This is a genomic window from Pantoea sp. B550, from assembly GCF_024158165.1.
In the GTDB taxonomy this organism is placed as follows: Bacteria; Pseudomonadota; Gammaproteobacteria; order Enterobacterales; family Enterobacteriaceae; genus Pantoea; species Pantoea alfalfae.
Map to the genome: position 1 here is coordinate 1,313,320 of NZ_JAMYXI010000003.1, position 22,574 is coordinate 1,335,893.

General features: G+C 57.5%; 19 protein-coding genes. 11 read left to right on the forward strand and 8 right to left on the reverse strand.

Translation table 11 applies throughout. From position 1 onward, the window contains the following. Nucleotides 1–76: 76 nt before the first annotated feature. Nucleotides 77–688 carry a cupin domain-containing protein gene (locus NIM72_RS09175; RefSeq protein WP_161732719.1) on the reverse strand — a complete coding sequence of 204 codons (612 nt, stop codon included), beginning with the start codon at nt 686–688 and terminating at the stop codon, nt 77–79. Between the two features lie 331 nt (nt 689–1,019). Here NIM72_RS09175 and NIM72_RS09180 point away from each other — a divergent pair, with 331 nt between their 5' ends. Further along, entirely contained in the window at nt 1,020–1,502 is a 483-nt protein-coding gene (locus NIM72_RS09180; protein ID WP_013359026.1) for a YlaC family protein, read from the forward strand. On the opposite strand, the gene NIM72_RS09185 is transcribed toward NIM72_RS09180, so the two are convergent. From NIM72_RS09185 to NIM72_RS09195, 3 genes are all read right to left on the reverse strand, one after another. Then, nucleotides 1,499–2,902, reverse strand: coding sequence for a PLP-dependent aminotransferase family protein (locus tag NIM72_RS09185; RefSeq protein WP_161732723.1), 1,404 nt, complete (start codon nt 2,900–2,902; stop codon nt 1,499–1,501). The two genes, NIM72_RS09180 and NIM72_RS09185, sit on opposite strands and share 4 nt — an antisense overlap. 126 nt (nt 2,903–3,028) lie before the next feature. Continuing rightward, complete coding sequence (locus tag NIM72_RS09190; protein ID WP_161732725.1) at nt 3,029–5,173, reverse strand: bifunctional diguanylate cyclase/phosphodiesterase; 2,145 nt, start codon at nt 5,171–5,173, stop codon at nt 3,029–3,031. 144 nt (nt 5,174–5,317) lie between these two features. After that, nucleotides 5,318–7,399 (reverse strand): bifunctional diguanylate cyclase/phosphodiesterase, encoded by a 2,082-nt coding sequence (locus NIM72_RS09195; RefSeq protein ID WP_222924983.1) that lies wholly within the window; start codon nt 7,397–7,399, stop codon nt 5,318–5,320. Nucleotides 7,400–7,943: 544 nt separating this feature from the next. On the opposite strand from NIM72_RS09195, the gene NIM72_RS09200 reads away from it, so the two are divergent. The 5 genes from NIM72_RS09200 to NIM72_RS09220 are packed head-to-tail and all read left to right on the forward strand — an operon-like array spanning nt 7,944 to nt 13,204. Then, nucleotides 7,944–8,513, forward strand: a complete 570-nt coding sequence (locus NIM72_RS09200) for a spore coat protein U domain-containing protein (protein WP_161735041.1) — start codon at nt 7,944–7,946, stop codon at nt 8,511–8,513. A 22-nt stretch (nt 8,514–8,535) separates the two neighbouring features. After that, nucleotides 8,536–9,051: a spore coat U domain-containing protein gene (locus NIM72_RS09205; RefSeq protein ID WP_161735038.1), complete on the forward strand. Its 516-nt coding sequence runs from the start codon at nt 8,536–8,538 to the stop codon at nt 9,049–9,051. Between the two features lie 25 nt (nt 9,052–9,076). Next, a complete protein-coding gene (locus NIM72_RS09210) occupies nt 9,077–9,775 on the forward strand; it encodes a molecular chaperone (RefSeq protein WP_253420052.1) in 699 nt (232 codons plus the stop codon). A 7-nt stretch (nt 9,776–9,782) separates the two neighbouring features. Continuing rightward, complete coding sequence (locus NIM72_RS09215) at nt 9,783–12,230, forward strand: fimbria/pilus outer membrane usher protein (RefSeq protein ID WP_253420055.1); 2,448 nt, start codon at nt 9,783–9,785, stop codon at nt 12,228–12,230. Then, nucleotides 12,227–13,204 carry a spore coat U domain-containing protein gene (locus NIM72_RS09220; RefSeq protein WP_253420058.1) on the forward strand — a complete coding sequence of 326 codons (978 nt, stop codon included), beginning with the start codon at nt 12,227–12,229 and terminating at the stop codon, nt 13,202–13,204. The genes NIM72_RS09215 and NIM72_RS09220 overlap by 4 nt, the downstream gene beginning before the upstream one ends. Here NIM72_RS09220 and NIM72_RS09225 read toward each other — a convergent pair. The 3 genes from NIM72_RS09225 to exbB all read right to left on the reverse strand — a co-directional run bounded on the left by NIM72_RS09225 (nt 13,201) and on the right by exbB (nt 15,911). Continuing rightward, a complete protein-coding gene (locus NIM72_RS09225) occupies nt 13,201–14,523 on the reverse strand; it encodes an MFS transporter (protein ID WP_253420061.1) in 1,323 nt (440 codons plus the stop codon). The genes NIM72_RS09220 and NIM72_RS09225 overlap by 4 nt on opposite strands. A gap of 236 nt (nt 14,524–14,759) precedes the next feature. After that, the gene (exbD, locus tag NIM72_RS09230) at nt 14,760–15,182 is read right to left on the reverse strand and encodes a TonB system transport protein ExbD (protein ID WP_013359036.1); all 423 of its coding nucleotides are present in this window, start codon (nt 15,180–15,182) and stop codon (nt 14,760–14,762) included. Between the two features lie 6 nt (nt 15,183–15,188). Further along, nucleotides 15,189–15,911, reverse strand: a complete 723-nt coding sequence (gene exbB, locus NIM72_RS09235; protein ID WP_222924979.1) for a tol-pal system-associated acyl-CoA thioesterase — start codon at nt 15,909–15,911, stop codon at nt 15,189–15,191. Between the two features lie 349 nt (nt 15,912–16,260). On the opposite strand from exbB, the gene NIM72_RS09240 reads away from it, so the two are divergent. The 5 genes from NIM72_RS09240 to NIM72_RS09260 all read left to right on the forward strand — a co-directional run bounded on the left by NIM72_RS09240 (nt 16,261) and on the right by NIM72_RS09260 (nt 21,526). After that, a complete protein-coding gene (locus NIM72_RS09240) occupies nt 16,261–17,232 on the forward strand; it encodes a TRAP transporter substrate-binding protein (protein ID WP_253420064.1) in 972 nt (323 codons plus the stop codon). Nucleotides 17,233–17,281: 49 nt separating this feature from the next. Further along, entirely contained in the window at nt 17,282–17,788 is a 507-nt protein-coding gene (locus NIM72_RS09245; protein WP_161735011.1) for a TRAP transporter small permease, read from the forward strand. Between the two features lie 14 nt (nt 17,789–17,802). Beyond that, nucleotides 17,803–19,089, forward strand: a complete 1,287-nt coding sequence (locus NIM72_RS09250) for a TRAP transporter large permease (protein WP_161735008.1) — start codon at nt 17,803–17,805, stop codon at nt 19,087–19,089. Between the two features lie 408 nt (nt 19,090–19,497). Further along, entirely contained in the window at nt 19,498–20,688 is a 1,191-nt protein-coding gene (metC, locus tag NIM72_RS09255) for a cystathionine beta-lyase (RefSeq protein ID WP_161735006.1), read from the forward strand. 175 nt (nt 20,689–20,863) lie between these two features. Next, on the forward strand, nt 20,864–21,526 hold the full coding sequence (locus NIM72_RS09260; protein ID WP_033733897.1) for a DedA family protein: 663 nt from the start codon (nt 20,864–20,866) through the stop codon (nt 21,524–21,526). Nucleotides 21,527–21,556: 30 nt separating this feature from the next. Here NIM72_RS09260 and NIM72_RS09265 read toward each other — a convergent pair whose 3' ends face one another. Beyond that, nucleotides 21,557–22,465 carry an AraC family transcriptional regulator gene (locus NIM72_RS09265; protein WP_013359043.1) on the reverse strand — a complete coding sequence of 303 codons (909 nt, stop codon included), beginning with the start codon at nt 22,463–22,465 and terminating at the stop codon, nt 21,557–21,559. Nucleotides 22,466–22,574: the final 109 nt, after the last annotated feature.

A 22,574-nucleotide genomic window follows, 5' to 3' on the forward strand; every position in this document is an offset into this window, starting at 1 on the left:
CAGGCAGGTTTTACAGTCAGCAAGGTCAGAGCGCGAGGCTGGCTCGCGCTTAATCATTTCGCGACAGAAACGGCGTTTACAGGTCCATCTGTTGCTGTAAATGCATCGCGGCAATCGGCTGCCAGATTTCGGTTAACGCGCCCTCTTTGCCGGTAAACGGGTCCTGGGTCGGCAACGGCACTTTTTTCACCTGCTCCTGCGCCATCTTCAGCTTCGCGGGTTCGTCGCGCAGCGTCTCAGGCGACATGCCACGCGGATAGGCACCGATCACCATAAAATCGTCGCTGGCACTGACCTGACGATGACCGACACCCGCCGGGATCAGCACCGCATCGCCTGCGCGCAGGGTGACCATCCGGCCACTGTCGCCGCCAAACAGCACTTCCGCCCAGCCTTCCGCAACGCCGAGCAGTTCATGGGTGTTGGGATGGAAGTGGGTATAGGGGAAAATCGGATAGCGCCAGGCGGGTGGCCAGCCGTTTTCGTCGAACGTTTTCTCAAACCACGCTGCGATCTCCTCCTCTTCCGGCACCACGCGCGGCCAGATAATCAGAGGTAACGGGTTATTAGGTACGCCACCCGACGGAATGGCGAGCATCAGATGCTGAGGATTATCAGAGGCCCCGGCCGAAAAAGTACCTGCGGCAAAGGACATCATTAACATCAGACTGGAGGATGAGGCACGCATACAGGTTCTCCGCTTTTTTTATAAGTGTGGCAAACCCGCGGCACAATGCAATGTGCGCCGGACGACACAACTGAGATAATTGACTGATATTGCTGACTAAAGCCAAATGTGTCGCTAACAATAGGGCGAGACCGTGCCTGTACGGCGGCAGATAGCGGTTCTTACTGCGGTAAAGTGTTGCAAAATGTCAGGCGGCCCGGCACGCAGATACGGCAGCCCGATGCCAGGGCAGTCTTTTGATAAACTGTTATACAAAAATCGCACAAATCTGTTTCTGATATGCTTGACTGTTATCTGTTGTAATAGCTAACAGATGACAGTGAGGTAACCAATGGACGCTATTAAACAAATCCTGATTGACGAGATCGCCACGCTTAACCGCGAAGAACGTCGCGACAACCTGCCGCGCTTTAGCCTCTCGTTTCTGAAGAACCATCCCGGCCTCTGGGCAGTTATGTATCTCTGCTACGGCCTGTGCGTGGCGCTGATATTCACCACCGAGATGCTCGGCTGGCCCGCCTTCTGGTTTGCCACCGCATTTGTGCTGGTAATGAGCGTGCTGATGCTGCTCGATATCAACCCGAAATATCGCTTTGAAGATATTGATGCGCTCGATCTGCGTGTCTGCTACAACGGTGAGTGGTATTACGTTCAGCCGGTGCGCGAACAGGCTATCTCACGCATTCTGTCGCTGCCTGAAACACCGGAACGGGTAAAAAGCGGTATCCAGCGTCTGCTGACGCAAAAAGGGGAAGTGGACTTTTATGATGTCTACTACCTGACCTGGGGCCACCAGGAAGCGGCGCGCGTCTAATCCGCCTGCGGTTCCGCCATTAACTGACCCAGCGTCGCTATTGCCGCCTCGGCCCGACTATCCCACGGCCAGGCGGTATTCAGTCTGAAGCAGTGACTGAACTGCTCTCCTGCCGAAAACAACTGCCCCGGTGCAATACTGATCCCCTGAGCCAGCGCCTGCTGGTAGAGCCGGGTAGTGTTGATGCTGTCCGGCAACGTCACCCAGAGAAAATAGCCGCCGCGCGCTTCGCTGACCGTAGCCTGAGGCGGCAGCACCTTCAGCAGTGCCTGACGCACCATCTGCTGTCGCTTCGCCAGTATCTGTCGCAGCCGCTTCAGATGGGTGTCGTAACGCCGCGTGGCAAGAAAATCGGCCAGCGCCAGCTGCATCGGTGCGCTGGTTGAGAGCGTGCTCATCAGCTGCAGTCGCTGAATGCGCTGCGCATGCTGTCCCGCCGCCACCCAGCCGACGCGAAAACCCGCCACCAGCGACTTGGAAAAGGAGCCACAGTGCAACACGTTTCCCTGCCGATCCCAGGCCTTGGCGGGCAGCGGCGCAGCCTCACCCGCCCAGAGTTCAGCATAAACATCATCTTCAATCATCGGCACCTGATAACGCGTCAGCAGCGCCACCAGTTGCTGTTTGCGCTCCGGCGTTAACGTTACGCTCAGCGGATTCTGCAATGTTGTCATCAACCAGCAGGCTTTTACCGGCCAGCGTTGCAGCGCCTCCTCCAGCTGGATGAGATCGATGCCCTGCTTTGCATCGACCGGAATCGCCAGCGCCTTGAGCTTGAGCCGCTCAATCGCCTGTAGCGCGCCATAAAAACTCGGTTGCTCAATCACCACATAGTCGCCCGGCTCGGTCAGGGATTGCAGGCTGAGGTTCAGCGCCTCCAGCGCCCCGCTGGTGATGACAATTTCATCCGGCGACAGGGTGATGCCCTGACGCGCATAGCGCTGCGCCAGCAGCTGTCGCAGCGTGGCGTTGCCGGGCGGCAGATTGTGCAGCGCATCGGTTGGAGTCAGATGATGAGAGACGTTCGCCAGTGAACGCATCAGCTGACGCTGAGGAAAGAGTGCCGGATCGGGGAACGCGGAGCCAAACGGCACGATGGCGGGATCGCGCGTGGCCTGTAGTACATCAAACACAAAGTCGTTGATATCGACCTGCTCGCTGATCGCCACGCTGAGCGGTGCGGGCGCTAAGGCGCGCGGTGCCACATAGTAACCTGACTGTGGACGCGAGACGATCCAGCCCTGACTCTCCAGCAGTTCATAGGCATGCAGCACCGTCATCAGGCTGACACCCTGCTGCGCGACCTGCTGACGCAGCGACGGTAAACGGGTGCCGGGCAGCCAGATGCCGGCCTCGATCTGCTGCTGAATCTCATCCATCAAGCGCTGGTATTTCGCCACGGGTCGCCTCTCCTTGTTTACCGCGAGTAGTCTGACCGCGAGACTTTACCACGCACGGCAGCCAATGACAGGCGGCGCGCATCGCTTATCGTACTGATTACGCTGATTCAGCTCTGATCAGGTGCTTCAGATTACCGCCACCTGCGGCGTCAGTGGCTGATCGGCTTCAGCAATCGGGCTCACGTTTGCCATCGCCTCTTCCGTTTCCGCCACCACAAAGTTAGCCAGATTCGGCACTCGCTCAGGGGGAACCGGCTTGCCCAGCAAATAGCCCTGTAGCGTATTGCAGCCCAGGCTGGTCAGAAAGGCCTGCTGCTCAGCGGTTTCAACACCTTCCGCCACCACTTTCAGCTGCAGCGACTGCGCCAGCGCCACAATCGCCGACACGATGGTGGCATCTTCTTTCTGATGCTGCAGCTCATTAACAAAGGCCCGGTCAATCTTAAGCTCACTGGCCGGCAGGCGTTTCAGATAGAGCAGGCTGGAGTAGCCGGTGCCAAAGTCATCAATTGAAGCTTTCACGCCGAGCTGGGTCAGCTCGGTGAGAATACGCACGCTCTCATCGGGATCGCGCATCGCAGTGGTCTCGGTCACTTCCAGCGTCAGCAGTTCGGCCGGAATCTGATGTTTTGTCAGCGCATCCACCACCGTCTCCACCAGATTCGATTGCTCAAACTGCAGTGCCGACAGGTTCACCGCTACCGACCAGTCCGGATGGCCCTGCAGATGCCACTGGCGCAGCTGACGACAGGCTTCATGGATCACCCAGTTGCCGATGTTGACAATCATGCCGGTCTTTTCCGCCATCGGCAGGAATTTATCGGGCGACAGCAGGCCGCGCTTCGGATGTTCCCAGCGCAGTAACGCCTCAAAACCGAGGATCGGGCCGCGCGGCGCACAATATTTTGGCTGATAGAACAGGCGCAGTTCGTCGTTATCCAGCGCATGCCAGAGATCGTTATTCAGCTGAAGCTGGCTCTGCGCCTGGATGTTCATAGAAGGCTGGAAGAAGGTGTAGCCGTTACGGCCATTATTTTTAGTGTGGTACATCGCTGCATCGGCGTTGAACATCAGTTCCCGCTCATCCACGCCATCGCCGGGATAGACGGCGATACCAAGACTCAGTGAGACCACCAGTTCGTAGCGTGAGATATTAAACGGACGCCCTGTTGCTTTAACCAGCTTATCAGCAATGGCCGCGGCATCGTTGGGATCGTCGATCTCCACCAGCAGCACAAACTCATCCCCGCCGAGCCGTGCCAGCGTGTAGTAGCCGGTCATCTGCTGACTCATCCGCTCGGTCACCCCGACCAGCAGACTGTCGCCGATGTGATGTCCGAAGGCGTCGTTAACTGCCTTAAACCCATCGAGATCCATAAACATCAGGGCAAACTGCGCCTGCTCACGGTTCGCTTTATTGATCGCCTGCTCCAGTCGATCTTCCAGCAGGATGCGGTTCGGCAACCGGGTCAGGTTGTCGTGCAGCGCCAGCTGAGCCAGCTCGCGATTCGCATCAGCCAGCGAACTGGCGAGAATCGAGGTACGCGCCTGCATCCGCGCATCCAGCATTGAGACCAGCAGGGTAATGCCCAGGATGGAGATGGTGACTACCGTGACCAGAATCGCCAGCCAGTTGCTGTTAACGCCCTGCCCGACCGGATGGCTGTGGACGGGAAACTCTGCCGCCATCATGCCGGTATAGTGCATGCCTGCAATCGCACAGCCCATGACCACAGAGGCGCCAATACGCAGTAGCGTGACCCGGCTGGTCTGCCCCTCACGCAGGTTAAACGCCAGCCACAGCGCCGCGCCCGAAGCGGCCAGAGCAATCGCCACCGACAGCGCCACCCAGCCCCATTGCCAGACGATACCGGGCGAGAACATCAGCGCCGCCATGCCGGTGTAGTGCATCGCCGCGACACCACTGCCGAGGATCAGCGCGCCGCCCGCCAGACGCGGCAAAGGCATATCCCCATTGCAGACCAGCCACAGTGCAAATATCGACGCGCAGACGGCGATGGCGGCGGAGAAAGCGGTGAGTCCGGCGTTGTAGCTCATGACCATCTCCATGTTCATCGACAGCATGCCAATAAAGTGCATTGCCCAGATGCCAATGCCCATGGAGAAACCACCGCCGAACAGCCAGACCAGCGCCACTTTGCCGGTAGAATGTACGACCCGTCCCGCCATATCTAAAGCGGTAAACGAAGCCAGCATCGCCACAAGAACGGAGACGATGACGATAAAAGTGTCGTATGAGGTCGCTAACATTGTGCATTCCCGCGAAAGCCGTGCTGGTGGTAGGGCAGAGGTTTTTTAAAATGTGTATTAGTTATCGGCATAGACCGGTAGTTAATGAGCCGCGCACCCTGCATCCTTTCCACTCATTGTGAGTGATGAAATCTATCGTCAGCCTCAGCCAGATACCGACACCACTGGCTGTCGCAGTGCAGGAATACTGAACGCCTCAACCCGATCCGGAGGTGTGGGTTTACCCAGCAGATACCCCTGCAATGCATCAAAGCCCAGGCTGGTGAGCAGATGCTGCTGCTCTTCCGTCTCAACCCCTTCCGCCACCATGCGCAGGTTGAGACTCTGCGCCAGTGTCAGCATGGCGCTGACTACGGTCGCATCTTCACTGCCAGGTCGCAGACAGTTGATAAAGCTGCGATCAATCTTGAGTTCACTGGCATCCAGGTCTTTAAGATGTAACAGGTTGGCATAGCCAATGCCAAAGTTATCAATGGCGACGCTGACGCCCGCCTGTTGCAACTCACGAATCCGCTGCTGGCTGAAAGCGGGGTCGCGCATGGCAATCGCTTCGGTAATCTCCAGCATCAGCGCACTGCCTGAAAGCTGGTAACGCGCCAGCGTCTCGTTCAGCGTGCTGAGCAGATCACGCTGATGGAACTGCAATGCCGAGAGGTTCACCGAGACCGTCCACTCGCCGTGGCCCTGGCTGTGCCAGATCCTTAACTGACGGCATGCTTCCCCGATGACCCAGTTTCCCAGCGCTACAATCTGGCCGGTTTTTTCAGCGCGTGGCAGAAACAGCTCAGGCGTCAGCAGACCGCGCTGCGGATGCTGCCAGCGCAGCAGCGCCTCAAACCCCATCAGGCGTGTGCCGCCGGAACGGAATTTGGGCTGATAGAACAGCCGCATCTGCTGGCGATCGATCGCTTCCCATAAATCGTTGGCCAGCTCCAGCTGATGCTGCGTTGCCGCGCTCATAGCAGGTTCAAACAGGCACCAGCCGTTTCGTCCACTGTGTTTGGTGTGGTACATCGCCGCGTCGGCATTAAACAGCAGCTCCTGCCGGTTGCGACCATGCAGTGGAAAGATTGCAATACCTGCACTAAGTGAAACGTGCAGTACATAGCGGTCAAGTTCAAACGGCGTACCGATCACTTTAACCAGTTTTTGCGCCAGCTGCCGGGCCGGGTTGATGTCACACTCCGCCATCAGCACAAACTCATCCCCGCCCAGCCGCACCAGCAGCATAGTGTTACTGAGCTGACTGCGCAGCCGTTCCGCCACCGCCACCAGTAACCGGTCACCGACATGATGCCCCCAGGTGTCATTGACCGCTTTGAAGCCATCCAGATCCATATAGATCACGGCAAAGCGATCTTCATTCAGCAGCGCCTGTTTGATGGCGAGATCAAGCTGCTGCTCCAGCATCACCCGGTTGGGCAGCGCGGTCAGGTTGTCATGCATCGCCAGCTGACGCAGCTCCTGGTTAGCGCGATTGAGCCGGGTTGCCAGCCGCGCGGCACGCATCTGAGCGTCCAGCATCGAACTCAGCAGAGTGATCCCCAGAATAATTAACGTAATCAGCGTGACCCATACCGCCAGTCCCGGATTACTGACGCCATACGGCTGCATTATGCTGCCGTGGCGGAACACCGCCGCCGCCATCCCCACATAGTGCATGCCCGCAATCGCGATCGCCATCACCAGTGAGGCCAGCCCTCGCATCAGCAGCAGATGATGGTCACCCTGCCGCAGATGAAACGCCAGCCACAGCGCCACGCCTGAGGCCGCCAACGCAATCAGCACAGAGAGCGTCACCAGCAGCCTGTTCCACTCAGGTTGGGGATTAATCAGCAGAGCATACATACCGAGATAGTGCATCACTACCACACCCACGCCCAGGATCAGCGTACCGCGCAGCAGCCGCTGACGGGTGAGATGTAAACCGCTCACCGTCTGGCTGAAAGCACATATTGACGCCAGGATCGCCACCAGCAGCGAGAGGATCGTCAGCCGCGTGTCATAGCGCATCGTCATCGGCATCATCATCGCCAGCATCCCGATAAAATGCATTGCCCAGATGCCAATCCCCATTGTCGTGCCGCCCACCAGCAGCCAGAACCGCGCGCTCCAGCCATGGGAGACCGCCACCCGTCCGGCGGTATCCAGCGCTGTAAAAGAGGCAATAAACGCCACGATCAGCGAAACGCAGATCAGAACGCCATTCCAGGTGACAAGCAACATGTGCAACTCCTCACCACCCGCAGAAAAACAGGTGCTGTATAAAGTCAGAAAAGTAATCTTAAAAACACCCAACGGGTGAAAGTTAATAAACTCCGGTATTTCCTGACCCTGAAGACCGGGCAAAAAAGGCCCACGAACGCAGGCCATTAATGACCTGCATCTTATTTCCCGCCTGCTGAGTCTGCGGGTAAATCGTTATTATGTCTGATTGGTACAGGAACATATCACCGAAGCTGAAAGCAGGCCAGAGGCCGAAAAAACAAAGATGTTTGTTTTGCCGCCTCGCTTTTATGCCTTGCTGTAACTGGGTTATCGGCCAGAGAGGCCATTTGATTAACGAAAATTAAACGGCAGCGCTTCGCCTAACGCTTTAACTGATCTATAGTAAGTAAAACTGATATAAATCATAATCCTTAAGTCTAAGATTTTTCTTAAGACTGCGGCGCTGCCCGCCTTATTGTTTTTATTTCCTTACTTTGGGTTGAATCGTTAATAAACACCGGGTGAAAAAGCACTGACTCTCGATAATCCGTAAGGAAATATTATGAAACTCAAGCTTTTTCTGTTTGCCGCTGCAGGATTAACAGTTGCTGTTCCATCATTAACCCAGGCGGCGACGACCTCGGGAACCATCAATGCCACGTTAACGCTAACTACCGGTTGCCTGGTAAATGGTCAGTCAGCCACGGCGGGCGTTAACTTCGGTACCCTGAACTTTGGTAGCAGTGCTGCCACCTTTGATACCCTGAACGCCACCCTGGTCGGTGCAGCCGGTAACGGTATTTTTGTGCGCTGCACCACCGGTCAGGACTACAACGTGGTGGTCACCAGCAGCAATGCTGCGCCAGCCACTATCTATGGCACCGCCTCAACGTCGCCGCGTTATCTGATACTGGGATCGAATAATGCGCAGGGCATCGCCTATACCCTTTACAGTGACGCCTCCTTTACCACGGCGATCGCCAACAATACGCCTATCGCCGCCAGCGGTACCACCGATCCGACGCTGGGGACCAACTACGCCATCTATGGCCGGGTGGTCGGCGGCGGTTTTAACCCCCTGATCCCTGCCGGAACCTATACCGACACGATTAACGTTGCCGTGAACTATTAACTGCTGTCGCAGGTAAATACGGGTGGTTCTCTGGCGATCCTGCCTGACGATCGCATGCGGTCTGCTCCTGCTGACAGGGAGTATCAGCGCCTGGAGTCTGCCTACCAGCACCTTTCAGGTTACCGCGTCGATTGTGGCAGGCTGCGTGATATCCGGTACCAATACCGGCGTCTTTGGCACGCTTAATTTCGGTACGCAGTCTGGCGTGGCGGCGAATACCGTCAACGCCAGCTATCTGCAGAGCACCTCGATTAATCTCGCCTGTACGCCAGGCACCACGCTGAGCATGAGCATTAATCAGGGCAACAATTTCACCACGACCCGTAACCTGAAGCTGCCCAATTTCAGCAATACCGTTCCCTACACGCTCTTTAGCAACGCCAGCCGCACCACGGTGATCCCGGTCAATCAGGCGGTGCCGTTGAGTTATAGCAATGCCAATAACATTACGCTGCCGATCTACGGTCAGCTACAACTGCCCGGCACTGCGCGCGCCGGCGTTTATACCGACACGCTGACCGTCACCCTGAGCTGGTGAGGTGATAGAAAACAAGGATATGATCATGAAGCCACTGCGCGCTCTGTTGCTGCTGCTAAGTTCCACCCTGCTCTCACCGGCCTTCGCCGCGAATTCGGTCATGATCTGGCCCATCGATCCCGCCATTAATCCTGAAGAGAAAGCCAGCGAACTCTGGCTGGAGAATCGCGGTAACAGCACCACCATGATGCAGATCCGCGTCTTCAGCTGGCAGCAGAACAATGGCCAGGAGCAGTATCAGACTCAGCAGCAGGTGGTCGCCAGCCCGCCGATGGTGCGGATGGAACCGGGCCAGAAACAGCTGGTCAGGCTGATTAAACAGACGCCGCCTGCGGCCGGTAAAGAGCTGGCCTATCGGGTGGTGCTGGATGAGATCCCGACCCCGCGTAATCCCGGCGAGAATCAGGCCGGGCTGACCTTCCAGATGCGCTATTCGGTGCCGCTGTTTGTTTATGGCACCGGGCTGAACACAGACAGCGCTCGCCCGGCTCTGCGCTGGCAACAGATTAGCGAGGGCGGCAGGCGCTGGCTCCAGTTAACCAACAGCGGCAGCGGTCACGCCCGGTTGAGCAATGTGGCGATTGGCGGTCGCAAACTGGGCGAAGGATTATACGGGTATGTGCTGGCTGACAGCTATCACCGCTGGCCGCTCTCCTCGCCGGTAAGCGGCGAGCTCACCGCAGAGGTTAACAAGAGCCCGTGGCGCAGCGCCGCCAATAAGTAAGCGCTGAATGAGACCGTTTTCTCTGCATCCCTGCGGGCTGGCCGTGGCCAGCGTGATTTACGCCCTTACGCCGGATCCTGTGCTGGCGGAGACTTACTCATCCCTGCCCCCGCCACCCAGCCTGCAGACCAGCGGCAGCGGTCAGCGTTATATGCTGGAGCTGGTGATTAATCAGCAGGAGAACGGCAATATTGTGCCGGTAGAGCAGCGCGACGGTCATTTCTGGATTCGCAGCGGCGATCTGCAGCGTGCCGGCCTGCCAGCGGATAAGCTGGGCCAGCAGCCGCAGGTCGATGTCAGCAGGCTGCAACCCATCAAAGTGGAGTATGACGCTGCGCGACAGCGTCTGCTGCTGACCGTACCGCCTGAGTGGCTGCCCGGTCAGGTCATTGGCGAGGCGAAGAACGGGCCCCGCTATCCGGGCCGTACCAGCAGCGGCGCGCTGATTAATTATGATCTTTACGCCAGCCGCACGGATAACAGTGGCTCCCGCCTGTCCGCCTGGAACGAACTGCGGCTGTTTGGTGATGCCGGTCATTTCTCCACTAACGGCGTCTGGCAACAGCAGCTGGAAGGCAGTACGACTAATCAGGATGATGGCTATATCCGCTACGACACCTGGTGGAGCAATGAAGATGAGAACACGGCGGTAAGCTGGCGGGTCGGGGATCTGATCACCGATTCGCTGGCCTGGAGCAGCAGTGTGCGGCTCGGCGGCATCCGCGTCGGCCGCGACTTCAGCGTCCGTCCCGATCTGGTAACCTATCCGCTGCCCGCCTTTTCCGGTCAGGCCGCCGTGCCTTCCACCGTCGATCTCTTTATCAACGGCTATCGTTCCAGCCAGGCAAACGTGCAGCCTGGCCCCTGGTCGATGACCAATGTGCCGTTTGTTAACGGCGCGGGTGATGCCGTGATCACCACCACCGATGCGGTTGGTCGCCGCGTCACCACCACCATGCCGTTTTACGTCTCCAGTAACCTGCTGAAATCGGGGCTGTCGGACTACGCCTTCTCTGCCGGGGCAATCCGCGAAAACTACGGCATAAAGAATTTCGATTATGGTGAGGCCGCGGCCAGTGGCTCTTATCGTTACGGTATGACCGACTGGCTGACGCTGGAGAGCCACGCCGAAGGCAGCGAAACGCTGGCAATGGGTGGGCTGGGTGGTCAGCTGCGCGTCGGCAGTTGGGGCGTGGTCAACGGCGCGGTGGCGCAAAGTCAGCTCGATGGGGAGAGCGGCAGGCAATATAGCTGGGGATATCAGTACAACAACCGCTGGTTCAACATCGGCACGCAGCAGACCCAGCGCAGCAGCGACTTCGGCAATCTGGCGCTGGTCGGCAGCCGTGCCGGTAGTCAGGCGGATAGCCGCTACGCACTCTCACGCCGCAGTGCGCAGTACAGCGCCAGCGTCTCGCTGAATCGCTTTGGCAGCGTTGGTGCCGCCTTCATCGACATCACCGACGGTCAGGGCGATCGCACCCGGCTATGGAACCTTTCGTGGAGTAAAAATCTTTGGGGTAACAGCAGTCTGTATGTCTCGGCCAGCCGCGATCAGGAAGAGAAGAGCTGGACCGGTGCCATCTCGCTGGTGATCCCGTTTGGCGAACAGGGCAGCGTTGCCCTCAGCACCGAACGCGATCAGCGTGGCCGCGACAGTCAGCGCGTTTATGCCTCCAGCGCCATGCCCAGCGACGGCGGGTTCGCCTGGGATGCCTCGTGGGCGAATCAGAGCGGAGACAGCGGCGATTATCGTCAGGGCAGTCTGCGCTATCGCAACAACCAGATTGATACCTCAGCGGGCTTCTATGGCGATGATGACAACCTCACGCAATGGGCCGATCTCTCGGGTGCGCTGGTGTTAATGGATAACAGCGTCTTTGCCGCTAACGCCATCAACGACGCCTTTGTGCTGGTGAAAACAAGCTATCCCGACGTGAACGTGCGCTATGAAAATCAGTCGATGGGACGCACCAATCAACAGGGCTATCTGCTGGTGCCCGCCATCAGCAGCTATTACCCGGCCAAATATGATATCGACACCCTCGACCTGCCGGCAGATATGACCACGCCGCGGGTTGAGCAGCGCTTTGCGGTGAAACGCCAGAGCGGCTACCTCCTCAACTTCCCGGTGGAGAAACTGCGCGCCGCCAGCGTAATCCTGGTTGATGCGCAGGGCCAGCCGCTGCCGGTCTCAAGCCTTGTACAGCGGCCTGACCATCCCACCGGATATGTCGGCTGGGATGGTATCGTCTGGATGGAAGATCTTACCGCCAGCAACCCGATCGAAGTGGTGACGCCCGATGGTCGCCGCTGCGAAACCGAACTGCATATCGCCAGCGGTCAGCCGCAGGCGCTGAAAACCTATGGCCCCCTGACCTGCGCGCTGCCGGCTCCAGTTGCAGGTAGCGCCGCCGCGCCTGCTGAACCTTTTACGTCCGGAAACCCACTATGATGAGATCTCTGTTACTGGCTGGTCTGCTGCTGTTACTGCCATCGCTGGGTTACGCAGCCTGTACCCTGCCCGCCTCCACAGCGAGCTTTGGTTCGGTCACCACCTTTGTAGCGAATACCACCGTCAGTTCGGTCACCACCAACGCCAACGTCAACTGTGGCTCCGGCTCGTCGCTGTCGCTGCTAGGCAATAACCAGATAACCTTTCAGCTGACCGGCGCAACCAATAGCAACGGCACGCGCGGTACGCTGAAACGCAGCGGTGATACCGGCAGTGATAATGTGCCGGTGCGGCTCTGCACCGACACGGCCTGCACTACTGAACTGACGATTGGCGGCACGCCGTTTGTCTATGGTTCGCAGACCCTGATCAACCTGGCGGGCTTGCTGGGCAGCCTTAACTTCGCCATCCCGGTCTATCTGCGCACCGTTCCCGGACAGGTGGTCGCCGCCGGAACCTATCAGGTGACGCTGAACATGGCGGTGACCTATCGCATCTGCACCAGCGTCGGGGTGGGCAATCTCTGCTTAAGTGAGCAGACCGGTAGCGGCGTAATTCCGATTAACATCACCGCTATCCTGACCAATGACTGTACGACGATCACCTCGCCCAATATCAGCTTTGGCAGCGCGCCGCTGGTCGGCAGCTTCTCCGCCGTCTCGCAGACCATCAACGTATTGTGCAGCAAAGGCAGTACCTATACCGTCGGGCTGAGCAATGGCAGCTATGCGGCGGGTAGCGTCAGGAATATGGCAAGCGGCGCGAATCGGCTGAGCTATGAAATTTATAAAAGTACCACCAGCAATCGCTGGGGATCGGCAGGCACGGAACGCTGGAGCAGTACCACCTCGACGGCGGTATCCACGGATGGACTGACGCGCGGCTTTAACTACACCGCGCGCATCCTGACCACGCAGAACACGCCCCCTGCCGGTAACTACAGCGACAGCGTGGTGGTCGATTTGTCGTTTTAGAGTGAAGCACTGACCGGCGTAGCGCTGTGACGGGTCTGATACTGCTTCACCATCCGGCCAATCAGCAACGTGCCGATCAACCCACAGACTGCGGCAAAGGTCAGCCAGACGCCCGGCATCGCTTTGTCACCGGTTGCATGGATCAGATAGCTGGAGATGGCAGGCGTGAAACCGCCAAACAGCGCCGTCGCCAGGCTATAGGCCATGGAGAAACCGGCGGCGCGCACCTCAGCAGGCATAATCTCCGCCAGATAGACCACCATCGCACCGTTGTAGCTGGCATAAAGAAACGACAGCCACAGTTCCGCTTCCAGCAGATGAGCGAAGCTGGGCGATCCCACCAGCCAATGCAGTACCGGCCAGGTAGTCACAATCATCAGCAGGGTAAAGATGATCAGCAGCGGGCGACGACCGACGCGATCCGACAGCGCGCCCATCAGCGGTAGCCAGAAGAGGTTTGAAACACCGACGCAGAGGGTGACCAGAAACGCCTGTTTGTCGCTCATCATCAGCACGGTTTTACCAAAGGTCGGGGTAAAGGCAGTGATCATGTAGAACATTACCGTGGTGGTGACCACCATCAGCATACCCGCCAGCACCAGCGCCCAGTTACTGGCAACTGAGCGCATGATTTCCGTCATGCTCGGGTGATGTTTACGTTTGCTGAACGCTTCGGTCTCCTCCAGCATCCGGCGGATGTAGAACAGGAATGGCACAATCAGACAGCCGACCACAAACGGGATACGCCAGCCCCACTCCGTCACCGCCTCTTTCGCCAGCAGATGATTCAGCATCAGGCCCAGCAGCGCGGCAAAAATAACCGCAATCTGCTGACTGCCCGACTGCCAGCTGACGAAAAAGCCTTTACGACCTTTCGGCGCGACTTCCGCCAGATAGACCGACACGCCACCCAGCTCGACGCCTGCCGAGAAGCCCTGCAACAGGCGTCCCAGCAGGATCAGAATCGGTGCCGCCGCGCCCAGCGTGGCGTAGCCTGGCACCAGCGCAATGGTCAGGGTACCCATCGCCATCAGGCCCAGCGTCAGCAACAAGCCTTTACGACGACCGTGATGGTCGATGTAGGCACCCAGAATGATCGCCCCCAGCGGGCGCATCAGGAAACCGGCACCAAAGGTCATCAGGGTGAGCATCAGGGAAGCAAACGGGTCATCACCGGGAAAGAAAGTTTTGGCAATGGCGGTGGCGTAATAGCCAAACACCATAAAATCGTACATCTCCAGAAAGTTACCACTGGTGACGTTAAAGATGGTTCGGGCCGCACTTTTCGGCGGCTTTTGTAAAGACGTGGTGTGACTCATGACGGCTTCCTGTTGTTTTTTAGCCGTTTTAGCCTGACTAAGGCGAGATTAATGTGACCTGGCTCACCATTGCACTTTACAATTCTGTGTACATGAGTAACAACCAATTAACAATTCAAATCAGGCAGCATAAATGATCTGCCTGGCCGCAGATCTGCCTGATTTTATCTGGCTGAAGCGCCGCCATAAAAAAAGGCGACCTTAACAGTCGCCTTTTCATTGTGCCGGATAACCCGCTATTTCTTCACAGTTTCCATGCCCATCAGACCAATTTTCAGGTAGCCCGCCGTGCGCAGCTTATCCATCACGCTCATCAGCGTTTCATAATCTACCGACTTGTCTGCCTGGAAGAAAATGGTGGTCTCTTTGTTGCCCTGCGTCTGGCTGGTCAGCACGTTAACCAGCGAATCCGGCGTGACCTGATCGTTACCCACGTAAAGCTGCTTATCCGCTTTAATCGACAGATAGACCGGCTTTTCCGGCCGCGGTTGCGGCGCGCTGGTGGACGCGGGCAGATTAACGCGCACATCAACCGTGGCCAGTGGCGCGGCCACCATAAAGATGATCAACAGCACCAGCATGACGTCGATAAACGGCGTCACGTTGATCTCATGCATTTCACCATCGGTTTCCAGATCGTCGTTTAATCGCATGGCCATAACAACTTACCCTAAGCGCAGTTTCTGGGCGGTCGCAGGACGCGGAACTTCTTTGGCAACGGTGCCCAGGTCGATATCACGACTCTGCAGCAGCATCACCTGAGCAGCGACATCCCCCAGCGAGGCTTTGTAGTTGGCGATCATGCGGGCAAAAACGTTATAGATGACGACGGCCGGGATCGCAGCGACCAGGCCAATCGCAGTCGCCAGCAGCGCTTCGGCAATACCCGGTGCCACCACCGCAAGGTTAGTGGTCTGGGTTTTCGCGATGCCGATAAAGCTGTTCATGATGCCCCAGACGGTGCCAAACAGGCCGATAAAGGGTGCGACAGACCCGATAGTCGCCAGGAAGCCATTGCCCCGTCCTGCATGGCGGCTGAAGGCGGCGACACGGCGCTCAAGACGGAAACTGGTGCGATCTTTAATGCCGTTGGTATCTTCCACACCCGCCGACAATTCAAGTTCATTTTGCGCATCGTTCAGCAGCACCACACTGTGGCTGTGCCCGGTAAACGACTGGGCAATGCGGGCGGCGTCATTCAGATTGCGGGCTTCGCCCAGTGCCAGTTGCTCACGCTTAAGGCGACGCTTAGCCGCGCTAAGTTCGGCATATTTGCCGAAGAAGATCGCCCAGGTCACCACTGAGGCCAATAACAGGCCAATCATGACCACCTTTACCACGATATCGGCATGTTGATACATGCCCCAAACGGAGAGGTCCGTTTGCATCAAATCACTGGCTACCACGCTGCTTCTCCAACTTCTGATTCAGGGATGCGAAACAAGCGCAAATAATAGCAAAATGGTGGCGAATTGATAGTAGTTCTCATTAGTATTTACAAAGCTGATCTGCGCTATTGACCTGTTGTTGAGCGGGTTCAGGCACGGCTTGTGAGGATGTTTCGAAAATGTGAAGCTGCATGAAAATTTATTAAAACAACGTTTCAAAATGTGACGGAATTCATTCAATCAGCATTGCTACATTTTACTCAGACGCGTTTTCACTATGCTGGCTCCTCACGGCCCTCTGCAGTTAGCCCAGACTGCAGGCCGTCTTACCTCTGCGGGAGACAATATAATGATAATGATGAAAACATGCGTAGCCAGTGCCCTGGCGGCGATGATAGCGAGCGCCACCGCCACGGCACAGGTGATTAAAGTGGCTGAAGTACAGCCTGCCGGTTATCCCACCGTGGTCGCCCTGCAACACATGGGCGACAAACTGAAACAGGCCACCGATGGACGGCTGGAGATGAAGCTCTACGCCGGTGGCGTACTGGGCGATGAAGATCAGACGCTGCAACAGGTGCAGCTGGGTGCCATCGATATGATCCGCGTCTCGCTGGCGCCGGTCACCTCGATTGCCCCGGAAACCAGCGTGCTGACCCTGCCCTACGTTTTCCGCGACGTTGATCACATGCACAAAGTGCTGGATGGCGAGATAGGCCGCGAGATCGCCGACAAGTTCGACAACGATCCCAACGCCCGCATGGTGTTCCTGGGCTGGACCGATGCCGGTGAGCGCAACATGATCACTAAGAAGCCGCTGGCGAAGCCGGAGGATCTTAAGGGCATGAAGATCCGGGTGCAGAATAGCGCCATCTCGCTGGCGACGCTGAAAGCGATGGGCGCGAATCCGGTGGCGATGGGCGTCAGTGAAGTGTTCAGTGCGATGCAGACTGGCGTGGTCGATGGCACCGAGAACAACCCACCGACCTTTGTCGCTCATAACTACATGCCGGTTGCGAAGTATTACACCCTCAGCGGCCACTTTATCCAGCCAGAGATGATCCTGTTTTCAAAACGCGCCTGGGATCGCCTGAAACCCGAAGATCAGGCACTGCTGAAAAAGCTCGGCAAAGAAGCACAGGATGAGGAGCGTCAGCTCTGGGCGACCTATACCGAAGAGTCGATCGCCAAAATGAAGGCGGGCGGCGTCACCTTCCAGCAGACTGACCGTGACTATTTCGTCAAAGCGACTCAGCCAGTACGCGATCAGTTTGGCGGCAAATATCAGGATCTGATGACCCGGATTGCTGAGGTGAAATAACCCTTCCCGCGCCACACTGCCGTGTGGCGTGCTTAATCAGGTATCAATTATGTCTGCTTATACGCGTCTGATGGATGGGCTTTATCTGCTCTGCATGCTGGTGGCCGCCGTGGCACTGTTGATCATGGTAACGGTCATCCCGATTGGGATCTTCGCCCGTTACGTGATGAACGGCGCGCTCTCCTGGCCGGAGCCGGTTGCCATTATCTGCATGATTATTTTTACCTTTATCGGCGCGCCGGTGGGTCTGCGCGCCGGAACCCATATCTGTGTATCGATGGTCACTGACCGCCTGTCGCCTGCCCGGCAGCGCCTCATGCTGCGCGTCAGCGATCTGCTGATGATTATCACCTGCCTGGTGATCTTCCAGGCCAGTTACAGCCTGTGCGAAGCGATGTGGGTTCAGACCCTCGCGTCACTTCCAGCGGTGACCTACGGCGAGATGTATCTGCCAATCCCGATTGGCGCGATCTTCACCCTGCTGTTTGTTGTTGAGCGCCTGCTGAGCGGCGATCAGAGCCAGCGGCCGATTGTCACGCTGGGCGGCACCCACTAACGCGGAGCAGAAAAATGGATGCATTGATCTTGATAGGCAGTTTGCTGGTGTTGCTGATGGTGGGCTTTCCGGTCGCCTTTGCGGTGGGACTGAGCGCCTTTATCGGGGCCTGGTGGATCGACCTGCCGCTGGAGGCGGTGGTGATTCAGGTGACCAACGGGATTAACAAATTTTCCCTGCTGACCATTCCGTTCTTTATCCTCGCGGGCGCGATTATGGCCGAGGGCGGCATCGCCCGCCGGCTGGTCAACTTCGCCTATATCTTTGTCGGCTTTATTCGCGGCGGGCTGTCGCTGGTTAATATCGTCGCTTCAACGTTCTTTGGCGCTATCTCCGGTTCGTCGGTGGCGGATACCGCCTCCATTGGTTCGGTAATGATCCCGCAGATGGAGGAGAAAGGCTATCCGCGTGACTTCGCCGCGGCGGTGACCGCCAGCGGTTCGGTACAGGCGGTGCTGACGCCCCCCAGCCACAACTCAGTCATCTACTCGCTGGCGACCGGCGGCATGGTCACCATCTCCTCGCTGTTTGTTGCCGGGATCTTCCCTGGCCTGCTGCTCGGCGGATGCCTGATGGTGATGTGTCTGGGCTTTGCCCATAAACGCGGTTATCCCAAAGGCGAGCGTATTCCGTTTCGTCAGGCGCTGAAGATTTTCTTCGACGCGTTCTGGGGTCTGTTTACCGTCGTGATCATCATGGGGGGGATCCTCTCCGGCATCTTTACCGCCTCGGAATCCGCTGCGATTGCCTGTATCTGGGCCTTCTTTGTCACCATGTTCATCTATCGCGACTTTAAATGGAGCCAGCTGCATATCCTGCTGTTCCGCACCATTAAAACCGTCACCATCGTGATGGTACTGATCGCTTTCGCAGCCGGGTTTGGCGCAGTGATGACCTTTATGCAGCTGCCGACCATTATTACTGAGGCGTTCACCAGCCTCTCCGATAACAAATATGTGATCCTGATGTGCATCAACATCCTGCTGCTGGTCGTAGGCACGCTGATGGATATGGCGCCGCTGATTCTGATCCTGACGCCGGTGCTGCTGCCGGTAGCCACCGCGCTGGGGGTCGATCCGGTTCACTTTGGCATGATCATGCTGACTAATCTGGGCATCGGACTGATTACGCCGCCGGTCGGCACCGTGCTGTTTGTGGCCAGCGCGGTGAGTAAGCAGAAGATTGAGCAGGTCGTCGGGGCGATGCTGCCGTTCTACGGCATGCTGTTCCTGGTGCTGATGCTGATTACTTATATTCCCGCTATTTCACTCTGGTTGCCGCGCCTGATGGGCGTCATGTAAGGCAATGGAAACCGGCTCGCTTGCGGGTCTCAGACTGCTGACAAACTCGAATCAGGGTGCAACTGGCAGCGATGGATTAGCTCAACAGGCAGGGAACACGGTCAGAGGAGGAAAGCGGCCCGCCGCCCGGAAAAAAACGCCGGGAGCGTTTTTGAACAACGCAACGCGTTGGCCCGGCAACGGGCCGAGCGAGCCAGGGATTGGCGTAAGCGCCTTTCCGGTCTGACCGGGTTTCCTGCACTGGCTCGGTCTCACAGCTAACCGGGCCACACTTAGTCATCAATCTCCGGCCCGCTCGCGAGCCGGTTTTTTTCCTGCGACGCACTCTGATAATCACCATTGAGTCTCAACCCTGCTGGCCGTTTCGTGATAACGTGAGGGCTTAGTCTGAAGCGGTAAAGGCGACTCATGACCACCAGAAAAATTGATACCACGCTCGTCAGTGCGGGACGCAGCAAGCGTTATACCCAGGGCTCGGTGAACAGCGTCATTCAGCGCGCCTCTTCGCTGGTTTTTGATACGGTTGCGGAGAAAAAACGCGCCACCGCAGGTCGGGCAAAAGGCGAACTTTTTTATGGCCGTCGCGGCACCCTGACGCACTTTGCACTGCAGGATGCGATGACCGAGCTGGAAGGCGGCGCAGGCTGTGTGCTCTATCCCTGCGGCGCAGCGGCCGTCGCGAACGCGATTCTGGCATTTGTCGAGGCGGGCGACCACGTACTGATGAGCGGCGCGGTCTATGAACCGACACAGGACTTCTGTACAAAAATTCTCGCTAAGCTGCAGGTTTCCACCGGCTGGTTCGATCACTGCATCGGCAGTGAAATCGGTGAGCGGGTGCAGCCCAACACCCGTGTTGTCTTCCTGGAATCGCCTGCTTCGATAACGATGGAAGTGCAGGATATTCCGGCGATTGTGGCAGCGGTACGCGCTAAAGCGCCCGAGGCGATCATCATGATCGACAACACCTGGGCGGCCGGTATTCTGTTTAACGCGCTGGCGCACGGTATCGACATTTCGATTCAGGCTGGCACCAAATATCTGATTGGTCACAGCGATGCGATGATCGGCACGGCGGTCGCCAATGCGCGCTGTATCGACCAGTTGCGTGAGAACTCTTACCTGATGGGCCAGATGGTGGATGCCGATACCGCCTACATGGCGAGTCGCGGTCTGCGTACGCTGGGTACCCGTCTGCGTCAGCATGAAGAGAGTGCGATTCAGGTGGCAGAGTGGCTGGCGGCGCGCCCGGAAGTGGCACGAGTGAATCACCCGGCACTGGCGCAAAGCAAAGGTCATGCGTTCTGGCAGCGCGATTTTAACGGTAGCAGCGGCCTCTTCTCGTTCATCCTGCAGGAAAAATTAAGCGCGCCCCAACTGGCGGAATATCTCGATCACTTCCATCATTTCAGCATGGCTTACTCCTGGGGCGGTTATGAATCGCTGATCCTGGCGAATCAGCCGGAAGAGCTGGCAGAGATTCGTCCGGCGGGCGGTGTGGATTTCACCGGCACGCTGGTGCGGCTGCATATTGGTCTGGAGCACGTTGATGATCTGCTGGCTGACCTGGAGGCCGGTTTTTCACGCCTGACGCGCTAAGTCAGATAAACAGAAAGTAAACAGAAGATAAACCACGTAGCGGTGGCCCGCAGAGTTTGCCGGGCACCGGCTCATTTGTTGTTAAAATTTATCCCGCATCGTTCAGGTTATCAGTGAAATCACTGCGCTGTCTGAACGCAGACGGATTGTTCCTTGTGACGTGATGGAATCGCTAATGGGTGTTTTACACGAGATTGTCCAGGCGCTCTGGCATCAGGATTTTGCCGCACTGGCAAATCCGGATGTAGTGTGGGTGGTATACGGCGTAATGTTCCTGACGCTGTTTCTGGAAAATGGTCTGTTGCCCGCCTCTTTCCTGCCAGGCGACAGCCTGCTGCTGCTGGCCGGGGCGATGGTGGCCAAAGGGGTGATGGATTTTGTGCCGACGATGGTGATTCTCACGACCGCTGCCAGCCTGGGCTGCTGGCTGAGCTATCTGCAGGGCCGCTGGCTGGGGAATACCCGGCTGGTGAAGAGCTGGCTGATGCATCTGCCGGCACAGTATCACCAGCGCGCCTGGAATATGTTTAATCGTCACGGGCTGATGGCGCTGCTGGTCGGCCGTTTTCTCGCCTTTATCCGCACGATCCTGCCGACTATGGCGGGCATTGCAGGCTTACAGAATGGCCGCTTTCAGCTGTTTAACTGGCTCAGCGGCGTGCTGTGGGTCGGCATTGTCGTTGCCTTTGGCTATGGCATCAGTCAGGTGCCGTTTATCAAGCGTCATGAAGATCAGGTGATGGCGATCCTGATGATACTGCCGATGGTGTTGCTGGTGCTCGGCCTGTCCGGCAGCATTGTGGTGATCTGGAAAAAGCGTCGCCAGAAACGCGCCTGACGCGCATCTGGCTTTCGGATCCGCCGCCACTCAGGCGGACGGATCCGCTACCGTCTGCCTGACACGACTCACCTCTTCCCCCGGCGTCACGCCGAAATAGCGTTTAAACTCCCGCGAAAATTGTGAAGGGCTTTCATAGCCCACCCGCACCGCCGCCGCACTCGCCTTTAGTCCATCGTGCAGCATCAGCAGTCGCGCCTGATGCAGGCGATAGCGCTTGAGATACTGCAACGGCGAGGTCTGCGTCACCGCTTTGAAGTTATGGTGAAAGGCTGAGACGCTCATGTTCACTTCTGCTGCCAGCGCATCAACGCTGAGGTTTTCCGCATAGTGATTCTCAATCCGTCGCAGGGCACGCGCGATCAGGCTGAACTGCGTCTGTCGGCTCACCAGCGAAAGCAGCGCGCCGCCGATCGGACCGGTCAGCACATAGTAAATAATTTCACGCACGATGTGCGGCCCCAGAACGCGCGCATCGCGCGGCTGGGTCATCACATCCAGCAGCCGCTCCGCGGCGCACAGCATCGGTTCCGTCAGCCACGCTGAGTGGATACCCGAAGTCTGCGGCTGCGGCTGAAACTGATCGTCGTCGCCGATTTCAATCAGCAGATCCTGCAGGCTGGCGGTATCAACCCTGAGACACAGCCCGGCAATCGGTATTTCCGGCGAGGCCCAGGTTTCGCACTCCACCGGCAGCGGCACGGTCAGCATCAGGTATTTGCTGGCGTCATACTGAAACACGGTGCTGCCGAGATAGCCGGTTTTGCTGCCCTGAAACAGGATAACAATGCCGGGCTGATACATCATCGGCGTACGGGGACGATATTGATTAGCATAAATCAGTGACACATTTTCGACCGGGCAAAGACGGTCGCGACCATGAGTCATTAAGGTGACTACCTGCTGTGCCAGCCGGTGACAGAGTGCATCGTGCGCCATAGCGACTCCTTTTCGGACAAAAAGCCAGTGTGCCGCGCGAATGCCTGAACCGCCAGCAGCCTGGAGAATCAGGCAAGAAATTTACCGGATCGGGCAGAAGAACAGACCT